Raw genomic sequence first — 14658 nt, forward strand, 5'->3', positions numbered from 1 at the left:
TCCTCATTTCTTTTCCATGACGCATTGCAACGGATGCTGATGCTGGCGGGCGAAATCCATCACCTGCGTCACCTTCGTTTCGGCGACTTCGTACGTAAAGACGCCGCACTCCCCCACACCGTGATTGTGGACGTGGAGCATAATGCGAGTCGCCTCTTCCGGGTTCTTCTGAAAAAAACGTTCCAGAATGTGGATGACAAACTCCATTGGCGTGTAATCGTCATTCAAAAGCAGAACGCGATACAAACTCGGCTTCTTGGTCTTCGGCTTGGTGCGCGTGATGACGGAGGTGCTGCGATTGCTTCCGCCTCCTTCGTCGTCGCTTCCTTGCTGCATCCGGACCGGCATGGCGATCATTCGTGTCTTTTCCTTAGTACAAGCCGCGGATCCATCTGATGTGGCCGCAGCGTGCTTGCCCTTTATCTAATGGTTCGTTTCTAGATTTTAAGACCGAACCAACGCACTGCAATCATAATCGCACGGAGAGGCAGAAGATTGATCAACTTTCTTCGATCCACCGCGAAGTGCGCGAAACAGCAAAAAGGCCGGTCGCTGTATCGGCGACCGGCCTTCCAAATGACGGCAATGATCCGTTGCGTTACGCGGCAGCAGCAGCCTTGACCGCTGCGGTTGCCTTGGCAACCGGCGCTTCGTACGGCTTGTAGGCGTCCTTGGCGAGGTCGGCATACATCTCGCCGATCTTGGTTGCCTCGGCAAAGAAGCCTTCATAGCTCGACTTCAGGAAATTGGTCTGCAGTTCGAAGGCCGTCTCGACGCTCTTGACGCTGGAGAGCTTCTCCACATGGGCAACGCTGTCTTCGAAGGACTTCTTGGAAAAATCGGCAGCCTCGGTCGCAATGGCCTGAAGGCCCTTGGTCCAGGCGGAATAGCTTTTCACAGCCACGTCAATGGCTTCTTTGCTTTTCTTGTTTGCATCATCGAAGTTGAACATCGGGTGTCTCCTTAGTGACGGCCTGATCTGAAGGCTTTAGTTTATGTGCACTGCACAAAAAGTCAAGTCCAGCGTGCAGTGCAATAAAACACAATACTTGCAACAGCTTGATGAAAAAACGCAGCCGACGTTCAAAATTCTTCGACTTTACGCCCTGAAAAAACATGAAAGCATTGAAAAACCCGGCGCGATCGCTCGCCACCGGGTCATTTCCTGAAACCATCGATCAGCGACTTAGAGGTCGATGTCAAGGATCGCCATGGAGAAGTTGTAGGACAGTTCGCCATCTTCTTCGTCGCGGAAGACGACGCCGAGGAATTCGTCACCGAGATAGACTTCAGCCGACTCGTCCTTCTTCGGGCGAGCCTTGACGACCATCGACTGGTTGAACGTGCGCTTGAGGTAGGCTTCAAGCTTGCGGATTTCTTCGGGCTTCAAATGTCTTCTCCGTAGCCGTTTTTGATGTGCGGCGCTTCTCGCACGCTGCATTGGCGGGTGTAAACCCCTCGAAAGCAGCTACGCACCGGTTCCCGATGGTTCAAATTTCGAAGCTGCTCAGGATCTGGTCCATCTGGCGCGACGGTTCGGAACACCCGGCTTCGCCGACGACCTTGGCGGGAACGCCCGCAACCGTCGTTTTCGGCGGCACCGGTTTGAGGACGACCGAGCCGGCAGCAATGCGCGAGCAGTGGCCGATGTGGATATTGCCGAGGATCTTGGCGCCTGCACCGATCAGCACGCCGTCGGCGATCTTCGGATGACGGTCGCTGCCTTCCTTGCCGGTGCCGCCAAGCGTGACCCCATGCAGGATTGAAACGTTGTCGCCGATGACAGCGGTTTCGCCGACCACCAGCCCGGTGGCGTGATCGAGGAAGATACCGCGGCCGATCCGGGCAGCCGGATTGATGTCGGTCTGGTAGACGCTGGATGCCCTGCTCTGCAGATAGAACGCGAAATCCCGGCGCCCGCGCTTCAGGAGCCAATGGGCGAGACGGTGCGTCTGGATCGCGTGAAAGCCTTTGAAGTAAAGCACGGGCTCAAGGAAGCGGGTGCAGGCCGGGTCTCGATCGTAGACGGCCTGGATGTCGACGCGCAGGATCGCGCCCCATTCCGGCCAATCCTCCAGCATTTCGGCAAATGTCTGCCGCAGCAGGTTCGCCTGCAGATCGGGATGATCGAGGCGCTCGCAGATACGGTAGATGACGCTTTCTTCCAGCGAATGCTGGTTGACGACCGTCGAATAGAGGAACGCTGCCAGCATCGGATCCTGCTCGGCGGCAAGACGGGCCTCCTCGCGCAGGCTGCTCCAGATCGGGTCCATCAACTTGAGGGATTCCGTCTGACGAAGTTCGGTCGTCGCGACCATCGTCGCACTCCTTCTTAATCGGTCGATGCCTTCAATATAGGGGAAATCCGGCAGGACATAAATGGCCGGGCCACAGTTCGACCAGAGGTCGTAGACACACCTAAGCTCGCCCCACCTCTTCGAGAAATTCGAGTACCGCCTTCTTGAACACCCGATCACCGACCGCAAGCATATGGTCCCTGCCCGGAATATCAAGCGCACAGGCATTCGGCATCAGGTCTGCAAGTTCCTGCGGCGAGCCGGCGATATCGTCCGTTGTGCCGACGCCGATCAAGGTCGGAGCGTCGATGCGGCCCATATCCTCGGCGGTCAGAAGGTCACGCGACGTCGATATGCAGGCGGCCAGTGCCTGACGATCGCTCTTGGTCTGGTCGGCAAACGCGCGGAACATGCGGCCGCGTGCATGCGTCACCACATCGAGCGACGGCGCAACCAGCGCGTCGGCGATCGGGTCCCAATCGCCGACCCCGGTGACCATGCCCATACCGAGGCCACCGAACACCAGAGTGCGCACGCGGTCGGGATGGGCAAGCGCCAGGAATGCGGAGATGCGCGCGCCCATCGAATAGCCCATCACATGCGCCTCTGCGATGCCGAGATGCCCGAGCAGTGCGACCGCATCGCCGGCCATCTGCTGGGGATGGTAGAGGGCTGGATCGTATGGCTTGCTACTTTTGCCATGGCCACGGTTGTCGAACGCGATTACCCGGTAACCGGCATCGCCAAGCGTCTTCAGCCAGCCGGGAAAAACCCAGTTGACGTTGGCGCTCGAAGCAAAGCCGTGAACGAGCAGGATCGGCGCACCGGAAGGATCGCCCTCGTCGAAGAAGGCGATATCCAGCCCTTCATGCGTGAAGTGCGAAAATGGCGGCGGATTGAGATCCATCATTCTGGTCCTTGAGGCGGCATCGGTTTGGCGCAACCTAATTTGTCGTCCCGTAGAGGGGAACCCCGGCCCGGCAAAAACCACAGGTGCGGCGTGTTTGCCGCTACACTTTTGCAACAAAGCTCACTATGGTGCCGGCAAATTCGACCCTCAAAGACTTGCATACATCGGAGCATGACATGGCCGGCCACAGCATCCCCCATTTCCAGAATGACGGCGGACATCAGGCAATCGAGATCGGCGTCAAGGAATTCATGTGCACCGGCGCGTCCGTTCCCTACGACCACCCGCACATCTTCATCGACATGGGCGACGACAATGAAAAGGTCTGCTCCTACTGCTCGACGCTCTATCGCTACAATCCGAAGCTGAAGGCGACCGAAACCAACCCGCCGGGCTGTCTCTTCACCTTCCAGGCGACCTGATACCCGCGCGGATGTCAACCGCGGTCGCGATCGTCGGTGCCGGCATCGGCGGGCTCACGGCGGCCCTGTGCCTCGCGCATCGCGGCTTCGACGTCGACATTATCGAACAGGCGGCCGTTCTGACCGAAGTCGGCGCCGGGCTTCAGCTTTCCCCGAATGCATCGCGCATCCTCAGCGAACTCGGCTTGCTCGACGCGCTCGAATCCGTCTGGACCGAGCCGGATGCGATCACGCTCGTCGATGGAAAGTCGCTTCGCGCGCTTGCACGCGTTCCCTCGGGGCGTTTTGCCCGTGACCGCTGGAGCGCGCCCTACGGCGTGTTACACCGGGCAAGCCTTCAACGAATCCTGATTGCCGCCGTGACGGCCGAGCCGCGCTGCCGTCTCCACCTGGGACACCGCATCGAAGGCGATGCCGAACAGGCGATTGCCTCCACTACCGGGCGGACGCCGGCGCTGATCATCGGTGCCGATGGCATCTGGTCGCGCCTGCGCAATGCGATTGCGGGTGCTGGCACCGTCCAGTTTTCGGGCAATGTCGCCTGGCGCTTGACGGTCACGCGCGCTGCCGCCGACAACCTTCTGCAGCCGGATCGCGTTACCGCCTTTCTTGGCGCACGGGCGCATCTTGTCGCCTATCCCCTGCGAGAAATTGGCGGCTTCAACCTGGTTGCGATCATCGAAGGCAAGGAAACCGACGGCGTCTGGGTCGGCAAGGATTCCGAAGTCAGGCGTCGCGACTACCTTGACGCCTTCTCAACCTGGAACAACGGCCTGCAAACATTGCTGAAAAACGCCGACGCGCCGACCTATTGGCCACTTTGCACAGTGACTGACGGCGCTTGGCAGGATGGACGAAAGATCGTTCTGATCGGGGACGCTGCCCATGCGATGACGCCGTTTGCGGCGCAAGGCGCTGCCATGGCGATCGAAGATGCAGACGCACTTGCAGCCTGCCTCAGCAGCGCAAACGACATCAGCGAAGCGCTGAGGGCCTTCGAGGCCACACGCCGGCCACGCATCGCCCAAGTGCGCCGCCGCGCCGCTTTCAACCGCTTCGCCTACCACGCCCGCGGCCCGTTCCGGCTCGGGCGAGATATCGTCCTGTCGATGAAGGGTCCGGAAGCGCTCGCAGCCGATTTCGATTGGCTCTACGGCTACGGCGCTCCCGAACGCTAAAAACGGTCAGACTGCCCTTGCTGCGGCAAGTCCCGCCTCGATATCCCGGCGAATATCGGCAACATCCTCAAGACCGATCTGCAGGCGAAGGACCGGCCCCTCGGTCGGCGCCAACGCCACCTTTCGATCCGACAGGCCAACGTGAAGCGCCAGACTTTCGAAGCCGCCCCAGGAATATCCAAGGCCGAACAGCGACAGCGCATCGAGGAACGCGTGCGCCTTCGCCTTGAAGCGCTCGGGGCTTTCAGCTTTCAGCACGAAGGAAAAGATGCCGCTCGCCCCGGTAAAATCGCGCTTCCAGAGGTCGTGGCCGGGGAAGCTCGGAAGCGCCGGATGCAGAACGCGGGCAACCTCATCACGGCCTTCCAGCCACGTGGCGAGCGACAGCGCGCTTTCCTGGTGCCGCTCGAGGCGGATGCCCATGGTGCGCAGCCCGCGCAGGATCTGGTAGCTGTCATCCGGAGACACGCAGACGCCGAGCGTGACCATGGCTTCCGTCAGCGCCGGCCAATGGGCGGCGTTGGCGGAGACCGTGCCGAGCAGCACGTCGGAATGGCCTGAGGGATATTTGGTGGAAGCATGGATCGACACGTCGACGCCATGGTCGAGCGGTTTGAAATAGACCGGTGTCGCCCAGGTGTTGTCCATGGTGACAACGCAGCCGTGGCGGTGCGCGACGTCGGCTATCGCCCGGATATCCTGCATCTCGAACGTATTGGAGCCTGGCGCCTCCGTATGAACCAGGCGCGTGTTCGGGCGAACCAGGCTTTCGATCGCAGCGCCAATCATCGGGTCGTAATATTCGACGGTAACGCCGAGACGCTTCAGCATCGTGTCGCAGAAATGCCGGGTCGGGAAATAGACCGAATCGACGATGAGCGCATGGTCGCCGGACGAGAGATAGGCGAGGAACGGCACGGTGACGGCAGCAAGGCCCGAGGGAACGAGGATCGTGCCTGCAGCTCCCTCGAGCTCGTTGATCGCGTCACAGAGCGCATCCGTCGTCGGTGTGCCACGGGTGCCGTAGGTGTATTTCTGCTCGCGCGTCTCCATCGCCCTGGCGTTCGGGAACAGCACCGTGGACGCGTGAACGACCGGTGGATTGACGAAACCGAAATAGTCGGAAGGTTTGTTTCCGGTATGGGCCAGTCGGGTGTTGATACCCATCTTGCCATTCACATTGCCGCTGTCTGCCATTGAATATTCCGATGTTGAAAAACCGATCCGGAACTCTTCGAACGCCCTACAACCGCGGTCAAGTGGCAAAATCCGACAAAGGCGCTTTGCGACCGAAAGCAGCAGCCATTGACGAATTTTCGCCCAGCAATTGCCCGTTCTCTGCAAAACCTGCCTAAACTTCTGGCTTATTTCAGGTTTTTTACTCGCAAGTTCAGAAAATCGGCGACGTCTCTTGACCCTCATTGATTTTGAGCATGAGATAGATTGCACTCGCGCCATGAGGGTGGCGGAGGCTGCACGCGCAGGGAGACGCGCTGGTGCAGACGGGAACGAACGACAACAGAAAAAGGTTCTAAAAATGGCAAGAAGAATTCTGACAGCCCTCGTTGGCGCTGCTGTCATGGGGATTGGCGCACATGCGGCTTCGGCTGCGACACTCGATGACGTGAAGGCCAAGGGCTTTGTCCAATGCGGCGTGAATACCGGCCTCGCCGGCTTCGCTGCCCCGGACGCTTCGGGCAACTGGAGCGGATTCGACATTGATTATTGCAAGGCGATCGCTGCCGCGATCTTCGCGGATGGCTCCAAGGTAAAATACACACCCACTTCGGCCAAGGAACGTTTCCCGGCCCTGCAGTCCGGTGAAGTCGACGTGCTTGCCCGTAACACCACGTGGACGATCAACCGCGACACCGCTCTCGGCTTCAACTTCCGCCCGGTCAACTATTACGACGGCCAGGGCTTCATGGTCCGCAAGGGCCTGAACGTTAAGTCGGCCCTCGAACTCTCCGGCGCCGCCGTCTGCGTACAGACCGGCACCACCACCGAGCTCAACCTTGCCGACTATTTCAAGTCCAACAACCTGCAGTACAACCCGGTCGTCTTCGAAAAGCTCGACGAAGTGAACGCGGCCTATGACGCCGGTCGTTGCGACGTCTACACCACCGACCAGTCGGGCCTCTATTCGCTGCGCCTGACGCTTTCCAAGCCCGACGATCACATGATCCTGCCGGAAATCATCTCGAAGGAGCCGCTTGGTCCGGCCGTCCGCCAGGGTGACGACCAGTGGTTCGATATCGTCAGCTGGGTTCACTACGCGCTGATCCAGGCCGAAGAGTTCGGCGTCACGCAGGCAAACGTCGAAGAAATGAAGAAGTCCACCAACCCGGACGTTCAGCGCTTCCTCGGCGTCGAAGCTGACAGCAAGATCGGCACCGACCTCGGCCTCACCAACGAATGGGCCGTCAACGTCATCAAGGCAGTCGGCAACTACGGCGAAGTCTTCGACCGTAACATTGGCGCCGGCAGCCCGCTGAAGATCGAACGCGGCCTCAACGCGCTGTGGAGCAAGGGCGGAATTCAGTACGCTCCTCCGGTCCGTTAAGACGGCCCGACACGAAAGGGGGAAGCGGCACGCCGCTTCCCCATCCCAACGATAAAAACACCCAAAAGGGTGACAAGGGGAAAGAGGCATTGCATGGCGATTGGCGTCACAACTACGCCTGAGAAGAGCAAACCTTCGGGCTCGTTCATCAACGACCCGCAAGTGCGCGGGATATTTTACCAGGTCATAACCGTCGTTATCCTCGTTGCCGTCGTCTATTGGATAGCGGACAACACGATCGAAAACCTCAAGCGTGCGAACATCGCGTCCGGCTACGGCTTCCTCAAGGGGCGTGCCGGTTTCGACGTCGGACAGTCCTTGATCGCCTATACCAGCGATTCCACCTACGGGCGCGCGCTCGTCGTCGGTTTCGTCAATACGCTGCTGGTTGCCGTGACCGGCATCATCACCGCAACGATCATCGGCTTCATTGTCGGCATCGGGCGGCTCTCGCACAATTGGCTGATCGCGAAACTGTCACTCGCCTATGTCGAAGTGTTCCGCAACATCCCGCCGCTGCTGGTCATCTTCTTCTGGTACAGCGGCGTTCTGGCCGTGCTTCCGCAACCGCGGGAATCGGCAGCGCTGCCGCTCAACATCTTCCTCAACAACCGCGGCATTGCCTTTCCGAAGCCGGTCTTCGGCGACGGCTCGCAGTATGTCTTCTACGCGTTCGTGATCGCCGTCATCGCCAGCTTCTTCGTGGCCCGCTATGCGCGCATCAAGCAGGAAGCAACCGGACAGCGCCTCCCGGTTCTGTGGATAGTGCTAGGCCTCGTCGTCGGCCTCCCGCTCCTTGTCTTCCTTGCAACGGGTTCGCCGATCACCTTCGACGTGCCGGTCGCCGGCAAGTTCAACCTCACCGGCGGCTCGGTCATCGGACCGGAGTTCCTGTCGCTGTTCCTGGCGCTTTCCTTCTATACCGCAGCCTTTATCGCCGAAATCGTTCGGGCAGGTATCCGTGGCGTGTCAACGGGACAGACCGAGGCAGCCCACGCGCTGGGCGTCCGGCCCGGTCTCACGACCCGCCTCGTCGTCGTGCCGCAGGCGATGCGGATCATCATTCCGCCACTCACCAGCCAGTATCTCAACCTGACCAAGAACTCGTCGCTGGCGATCGCCATCGGCTACGCAGACTTGGTTGCCGTCGGCGGAACGATCCTCAACCAGACTGGTCAAGCGGTCGAGATCGTGTCGATCTGGATCATCGTCTACCTGTCGTTGAGCCTGTCGACGTCCTTGCTGATGAACTGGTTCAATGCCCGCATGGCCCTGGTGGAAAGGTAAGATCATGAACACGCACCAGGGAAATTTCGTCCGCACTTCGATGATCGAGGCTGCACCCGCTCCCATACTGACGGGCGGCCTTGCCTACTGGCTTCGCAAGAACCTCTTTGCGACGCCGAAGGATTCGATTCTTACGATCATAAGCCTGCTCGTGCTCGCCTGGCTCGTACCGCCGGCAGTGCAATGGCTCTTCATCGATGCCGCCTGGACGGGCGGCGGGCGTGGGGTCTGCGCCACCGTCGCACAGGGCGGCTCGCAGCCGGACGGCTGGAGCGGCGCGTGCTGGGCCTTCGTCAATGCCAAGTTCGACCAATTCCTCTTCGGGCGTTACCCGATCGAGGAGCGCTGGCGGCCGGCCCTCATCGGCATCCTGTTCATCCTGTTCCTGACGCCGATGCTGATCCCGAAGGTCCCCTACAAGAACATTAATGCGATCCTGCTTCTCGTCGTGCTACCGATCCTGTCGCTTATCCTTTTGCCAGGCGGTTGGTTTGGTCTGACCTTCGTCGAAACCCCACTGTGGGGCGGCCTGATGGTGACGCTGGTGCTGTCGTTCGTCGGCATCGCGGTATCGCTGCCCCTAGGCATCCTGCTTGCGCTTGGCCGAAAATCGACCATGCCGGTGATCAAGATGCTGTGCACGTTCTTCATCGAAGTTGTGCGCGGCATCCCGCTCATCACCGTTCTGTTCATGGCCAGTGTCATGCTGCCGCTGTTCCTGCCGCAGGGTGTGACCTTCGACAAGTTCCTGCGCGCGCTGATCGGCGTGTCGTTCTTCGCCTCCGCCTATATGGCCGAGGTGGTGCGCGGCGGTCTGCAGGCGATCGGCAAGGGGCAGTATGAGGGTGCCGATTCGCTCGGCCTCAGCTACTGGCAGAAGATGAACCTCATCGTGCTGCCGCAGGCGCTGAAGCTGGTGATCCCCGGCATCGTCAACACCTTCATCGGACTGTTCAAGGATACGTCGCTGGTTTCGATCATCGGCATGTTCGATCTGCTCGGCATCGTCCGGCTGAACTTCTCGGATGCCAACTGGGCCTCGGCGGTCACGCCGATCTCCGGGCTAATTTTCGCAGGCTTCATATTCTGGCTTTTCTGCTTTGGTATGTCGCGCTATTCAGGCTTCATGGAACGTGTGCTCGACACGGCCCATAAACGATAAAAGGGGGGAACCGCATGGCAAATACAGCCACTGCTTCCAAGATGACCGTATCCGCGACCGACGTTGCGGTCGAAATCAACGGAATGAACAAATGGTACGGGGACTTCCACGTTCTCCGTGACATCAACCTGAAGGTCATGAAGGGCGAGCGTATCGTCATCGCCGGCCCGTCGGGCTCCGGCAAATCGACGATGATCCGCTGCATCAACCGACTGGAAGAGCACCAGAAGGGCAAGATCGTCGTCGACGGCATCGAGCTCACCAACGACCTGAAGAAGATCGATGAAGTGCGCCGCGAAGTCGGCATGGTGTTCCAGCACTTCAACCTGTTCCCGCACCTGACTATCCTGGAAAACTGCACGCTTGCACCGATCTGGGTTCGCAAGATGCCGAAGAAGCAGGCCGAAGAAATCGCGATGCACTTCCTGAAGCGCGTCAAGATCCCAGAGCAGGCCCTCAAATATCCAGGCCAGCTTTCGGGCGGTCAGCAGCAGCGCGTGGCGATCGCCCGCTCGCTGTGCATGAAGCCAAAAATCCTGCTGTTTGATGAGCCCACTTCGGCGCTCGACCCGGAAATGGTCAAGGAAGTGCTCGATACGATGGTCGGCCTTGCTGAAGAAGGCATGACCATGCTGTGCGTGACCCACGAAATGGGCTTTGCCCGCCAGGTCGCCAACCGCGTGATCTTCATGGACCAGGGCCAGATCGTCGAACAGAACTCGCCTGCCGAGTTCTTCGACAATCCGCAGCATGAGCGCACCAAGCTCTTCCTCAGCCAGATCCTGCACTAGGCATCCGAGCTAGACTTCAAACAGAAAGCCCGCCTTTCCGGCGGGCTTTTTTGCTATCTGGCCGTCGTGAAATGCGGTCACTCGACGTGATAGCGCAGCATACCGACCGACCAGCGGATGCCGCGCTTATCCAGGTCCTCGGTCCAGGTCTTCTGCAACCGCGAGACTATTTCGCTCAAGGTCTCGCGCGCGCGGAGCTCGACCTTGAGTCCCCGTGCCTTCGGCGCGACCGCCGCCAGATCAACGGGATCGTTGACCACCAGGGCAACGAACGCACTCTCACCTTCGCCCGATGCTTCGAAGTCGAAGCCGTAATATTCGTCCGGCAGTGTCAAAGGCACGTTGGCGCTGAGTGGGGTAATCTTCTGCGCGAACTCGTTGGGAAAGATCTGGGTTGCTGCGCCCTCTGCATTGACGTCGAGCAGGATGAGGCTCCCGGCAATCTTGCTTGCGACCGTCAGCTTGAACACGTCACCGGCCTTCATCGACGTTGGCCTGTCGATGCCGAGGGTCACGTCACCAGCGTCGGCCTTGCCGACGATATCGCCGACCGCATCGATTGCATTCGCATCCTGATAGCTTACCTGGCCGGTACTGCTGCCGGTAACGGGCTGATACCGAGCCTTCGCATCCGCACGCGCCTGTACCGGCACTATGGCACTGGCACCGAGGTTCTGCGCCTTCGTCTCCAGTTGCGGGTCGAGGGTCTCGCATTTTTTTCTGCGAGGCGCAGTAAGCGGCAGATTGCACCGTGACATATTCGAAAAGCTCGGCGTTGCTGGTCAGGCCATTGGCGTTCGCGTCCGCCGCCGCCCCCATCTGCCCGGCGACATAGGCCGCGGTGAAGACACCGTGACGGCTTTCGACGGGCAGCCGCACATCGTCCCAGGCCACCTGATAGGGCGCGCTTGCGCTCCAGGCAACGGTACCGCTTTCGTTGACGTGGGCCGGCTTGTCGACGACGCCGAGATCGATCCGCAGCCCGCGCGTCAGTGCCTGCTCCACCGGTTTCGCCACGGGGCGCGGTAGGAAACGCGCGCCGTCGATGCCTGCGGACACATCGTTGGAGAGCGACCGCGAGATCGTGCCAGAGTGACAGGCGTCGATCACCAGGGTCACCGCCCTGCCCTTCAAGCGTTCGAGGATGGCATCGAGCTCGTCATCAGTGATGGCGCCATCCCAATCCTTGTTCTTGGCGACCAGATCGAATGGCGCCAGCGCCTCATCCATGCCGTCGTCCTCGTCGTCATCGAGATCCGTCACCTGAAGACCGTGACCCGAATAATAGAGATAGGCCCGGTCACCGGGCTGCGTGCCCGCGACCAGCCATTCTTCGATCGACGACAGGATGGCCGCGCCCGTCGCCTGCTCATCCTTCAGTACTCGGATCGCGGAACGATCGAAGCCGAGTGTGCCTGTCAGCAATCCTTCCATGGCAACGAGGTCGTTTTTCGGGCCGTGCAGGAACAGCTTCGGCGGCAGGTTCTGATAGTTTCCTATCCCGATGAGCAAGGCCCGGTCCGCAGCCAAGACAGGCGAACAGGTCCCCAGCGCCATGAGCGGCAGCAGGAAACGCCAGACACCGATGTCCGCGGTCATTGCCCGCGCTCCCGCGTGTAGAGCGGTTGGATAGCGACGGCACTGTCGGTGCCGTCCAGCCGCTCTTCCAGAAGGCGCAGAAACTCGGATGCCTCGACGCCTGGGCTGGATAAAGCAGCAACCACCGCATCGATCGGGGCGTTTGTCGAGACGACCACAAGATGATCGGCGCCAAAAGGTTTGACCACCTCCAGGTCCCTGAGCTTGAACACATGGCTGCCGGAGCCCGAGACCTGGGCATCGAGAAGCTGGACTTCCCCGGTATTAGCCAGATTGAACACCAGCATGTTCGCGTATCCGGACTGCGGAGCGTCGAAGTTCAGGCGGTCGCCTGATGAATAGATGTCCTTGACCGGCGTCAGCGAGACTTTGCCCGGGTTCTGCGCGGCAAGCACCTTCAGGAAATCAAGAAGGATGAATTTATCGACCACACCCTGCACCATGTCGGCAGCGACATGTTCGCCGGCAACGTCGCCGTTCGGCGTGTAGAATGTGCCGCTCGTGGCATCCCATCGATAGGGAACACCGCTGCCACCGACATTTTCAAGCGTCGGCGCTGTGCCGTTGACGCTGAGCGCCAGCGTTCCTGTCCAACCCATGTCTCGGGCGGGCTTCAGCTTTGACGACCGGCCTGTTGCTGCTGCACCATTGCCGTCTGCCAGCGCCGCACTTCTCGGCAGCGACAGGACGATCTCCCTGTCCGATCGCGGCACCTGTGGTGTGAAGTTCGGCACCTGCAGCGCCTCGGACTGGAGCTTGACGTTGGAGAAGACGTAATCCTCGAGTTCGACCCGCGAAATCAGCCCGTCGCCATCGCGATCGGCGGCCCCCTCAAGCGCGCGGGCGAAACTCCAACTGAGCGCGCCGCGCGGCTCGCCTTCAATCACCACCTCCGGTGTCAGCTGGCTCTCAAGCGATGCGGCAAGGATAGTCACCTGCGACAGGTCCGCATCCTTCACCGCCGCGCCGGAAACCGCCTCTTGCGACGGCGGCGGCAACTGCGCCCGCACCGTCGGTGCGAGCCGCGTCTTGCCGGAGATCGATCGGTTCATGCCGCCGGAATAACAGCTGTCGGAGACAAACAGCACCTGGACACCCTTGGCCTCAGCTTCCGCGAACCAGGCATTGAGTTCATTGTCGACGATGATCTCCTTTGCCGTCTCCTCGGCCCGGCTACGATCGAATCCCGGCAACTCCAGAAACTCATCAAGCCCATCCGGCTCGCTGCCGGCGACAAGTTCCGGCATCTGGGCGCCGTGACCGGCATAAGTGAAGATGATCATGTCGCCTTTTGTCGCGGCACCGACAAGTTCCAGCCAGCCGGCGCGGATCGCGTCCTTCGTCGCCTTTTCGTTGATGAATTCGCGGATGGTGCCGACGTCCGCCGTCTTCAGTGCCTGGGCAACGTCGCGCGCATCCTTGACCGCGCCATCGAGGCTGACCTCATGCGGATAGACGTCGACGCCGACGACAAGCGCCGACGTGGCCGCCAGCGCCGGCAGACCCGCTAGACTAAAGAAAGCGCACGAAATCAGAGCCTTGCGCAGCACAGCCTATTTCTCCACATCAACTTCGACGCGGCGATCCAACTGATGTAGCATCGCTTCGTCGTAGGCACCCGGATCATCCGGTTTGAACGGCTCCTCCTCGCCCTTGCCAATCGTCGTCCAGGTGCCCTTGTAGCCAGCACCGACAAGATAGTTGGCAAGCGCCTCGGCCCTTGCCAACGACAGTTTCAGGTTCGCCTCAGCGCTGCCGATCGGATCAGTATGGCCGATCAAGGTAATTGCATCCGCCTTTGCCGATTTCAGGCACTCGAACAAATCCTTTGCCGACTGCAACCCTTCAGGCGTGAACTCGGCTGTTCCGAAGACATAGCGAACCGGCGTCGCCTTCTTTCTGATCGAGACACCGCGATAGGAGAACTTGCAGGCGCCGCGCATCGCAAGCTTCACCGGCTTGATTGCTGCAAGCCGCATCTCGGAGGCGAGCCGATCGAGGCGCAGAATGTAAGCCTTGTCCGGCGCCATCCACTCGGGCGTCAGTTCCTCGTTGGCCGCATCCTCAAGTGCCTGCTGGTAATAGGTTGCCGCACGTTCATAGTTCTTTCGCTCCCGGTCGATGTCGCCGAGCGCGTCGAGGATCTGCCAAGGCCCACCGACGTCGCTCAGCACAGCTTCAAGCTCACCCTCGAAAGTATCGAGCCTGGCACCGGCCCCGACTGCGTTGGCGATGCGATTGAACGTTGCTAGCGCCGCTACACGCCGGGTAAGCGCTGCCTCGGTACTCGAACATGCATTCGTGCGCTCCGGCGCGGCCGCTGCCCGCGCCCCGACCTCGTCGCCCCTGTTGAGAGCCTCCGAGGTTTTCACTAACGCGTCGCAGGCGCGCGCCGGGTAAGCGAGCGGCAAAAGCATTGCGGATGCGACGATCAACCCTTTCATCAATT

Annotated in this window: 17 protein-coding genes; 6 read left to right on the forward strand and 11 right to left on the reverse strand. The window is 60.3% G+C overall.

Annotated features, from left to right (window positions below):
* Positions 1-3 precede the first annotated feature (3 nt).
* From clpS to BKP54_RS10565, 6 genes are all read right to left on the reverse strand, one after another.
* Entirely contained in the window at positions 4-357 is a 354-nt protein-coding gene (gene clpS / locus BKP54_RS10545; protein WP_025426809.1) for an ATP-dependent Clp protease adapter ClpS, read from the reverse strand.
* Between the two features lie 241 nt (positions 358-598).
* Complete coding sequence (locus BKP54_RS10550) at positions 599-952, reverse strand: phasin family protein (RefSeq protein ID WP_025426808.1); 354 nt, start codon at positions 950-952, stop codon at positions 599-601.
* A complete protein-coding gene (locus BKP54_RS34990; RefSeq protein ID WP_128090394.1) occupies positions 936-1154 on the reverse strand; it encodes a hypothetical protein in 219 nt (72 codons plus the stop codon). The genes BKP54_RS10550 and BKP54_RS34990 overlap by 17 nt, the downstream gene beginning before the upstream one ends.
* Before the next feature lie 32 nt (positions 1155-1186).
* Entirely contained in the window at positions 1187-1390 is a 204-nt protein-coding gene (locus tag BKP54_RS10555) for a DUF3126 family protein (protein ID WP_003535016.1), read from the reverse strand.
* Between the two features lie 100 nt (positions 1391-1490).
* Complete coding sequence (gene cysE, locus BKP54_RS10560) at positions 1491-2318, reverse strand: serine O-acetyltransferase (protein ID WP_025426807.1); 828 nt, start codon at positions 2316-2318, stop codon at positions 1491-1493.
* A 100-nt stretch (positions 2319-2418) separates the two neighbouring features.
* A complete protein-coding gene (locus tag BKP54_RS10565) occupies positions 2419-3204 on the reverse strand; it encodes an alpha/beta hydrolase (protein WP_084814400.1) in 786 nt (261 codons plus the stop codon).
* 179 nt (positions 3205-3383) lie between these two features.
* On the opposite strand from BKP54_RS10565, the gene BKP54_RS10570 reads away from it, so the two are divergent.
* Both BKP54_RS10570 and BKP54_RS10575 read left to right on the forward strand, forming a co-directional pair.
* Entirely contained in the window at positions 3384-3629 is a 246-nt protein-coding gene (locus BKP54_RS10570) for a zinc-finger domain-containing protein (protein WP_025426805.1), read from the forward strand.
* A gap of 11 nt (positions 3630-3640) precedes the next feature.
* The gene (locus tag BKP54_RS10575) at positions 3641-4807 is read left to right on the forward strand and encodes an FAD-dependent monooxygenase (protein ID WP_025426804.1); all 1167 of its coding nucleotides are present in this window, start codon (positions 3641-3643) and stop codon (positions 4805-4807) included.
* A 6-nt stretch (positions 4808-4813) separates the two neighbouring features.
* Here BKP54_RS10575 and BKP54_RS10580 read toward each other — a convergent pair whose 3' ends face one another.
* Positions 4814-6004 (reverse strand): cystathionine beta-lyase, encoded by a 1191-nt coding sequence (locus tag BKP54_RS10580; protein WP_025426803.1) that lies wholly within the window; start codon positions 6002-6004, stop codon positions 4814-4816.
* A 340-nt stretch (positions 6005-6344) separates the two neighbouring features.
* On the opposite strand from BKP54_RS10580, the gene BKP54_RS10585 reads away from it, so the two are divergent.
* From BKP54_RS10585 to BKP54_RS10600, 4 genes are all read left to right on the forward strand, one after another.
* Positions 6345-7370, forward strand: a complete 1026-nt coding sequence (locus tag BKP54_RS10585; RefSeq protein ID WP_025426802.1) for an amino acid ABC transporter substrate-binding protein — start codon at positions 6345-6347, stop codon at positions 7368-7370.
* A 93-nt stretch (positions 7371-7463) separates the two neighbouring features.
* Positions 7464-8657: an amino acid ABC transporter permease gene (locus BKP54_RS10590; RefSeq protein WP_025426801.1), complete on the forward strand. Its 1194-nt coding sequence runs from the start codon at positions 7464-7466 to the stop codon at positions 8655-8657.
* A 4-nt stretch (positions 8658-8661) separates the two neighbouring features.
* On the forward strand, positions 8662-9819 hold the full coding sequence (locus BKP54_RS10595) for an amino acid ABC transporter permease (RefSeq protein WP_025426800.1): 1158 nt from the start codon (positions 8662-8664) through the stop codon (positions 9817-9819).
* A gap of 14 nt (positions 9820-9833) precedes the next feature.
* Complete coding sequence (locus tag BKP54_RS10600) at positions 9834-10610, forward strand: amino acid ABC transporter ATP-binding protein (RefSeq protein WP_025426799.1); 777 nt, start codon at positions 9834-9836, stop codon at positions 10608-10610.
* Between the two features lie 77 nt (positions 10611-10687).
* Here BKP54_RS10600 and BKP54_RS35790 read toward each other — a convergent pair whose 3' ends face one another.
* The 4 genes from BKP54_RS35790 to BKP54_RS10620 are packed head-to-tail and all read right to left on the reverse strand — an operon-like array spanning position 10688 to position 14653.
* Complete coding sequence (locus tag BKP54_RS35790; protein ID WP_158071681.1) at positions 10688-11095, reverse strand: DUF4384 domain-containing protein; 408 nt, start codon at positions 11093-11095, stop codon at positions 10688-10690.
* Positions 11096-11126: 31 nt separating this feature from the next.
* On the reverse strand, positions 11127-12209 hold the full coding sequence (locus tag BKP54_RS10610; protein WP_084814402.1) for a caspase family protein: 1083 nt from the start codon (positions 12207-12209) through the stop codon (positions 11127-11129).
* Complete coding sequence (locus tag BKP54_RS10615; protein WP_025426797.1) at positions 12206-13759, reverse strand: caspase family protein; 1554 nt, start codon at positions 13757-13759, stop codon at positions 12206-12208. The genes BKP54_RS10610 and BKP54_RS10615 overlap by 4 nt, the downstream gene beginning before the upstream one ends.
* A 3-nt stretch (positions 13760-13762) precedes the next feature.
* On the reverse strand, positions 13763-14653 hold the full coding sequence (locus BKP54_RS10620) for an OmpA family protein (protein ID WP_158071682.1): 891 nt from the start codon (positions 14651-14653) through the stop codon (positions 13763-13765).
* Positions 14654-14658 lie beyond the last annotated feature (5 nt).

The sequence above is a fragment of the Ensifer sp. 1H6 genome (assembly GCF_001976035.1).
GTDB lineage: Bacteria > Pseudomonadota > Alphaproteobacteria > Rhizobiales > Rhizobiaceae > Ensifer > Ensifer canadensis.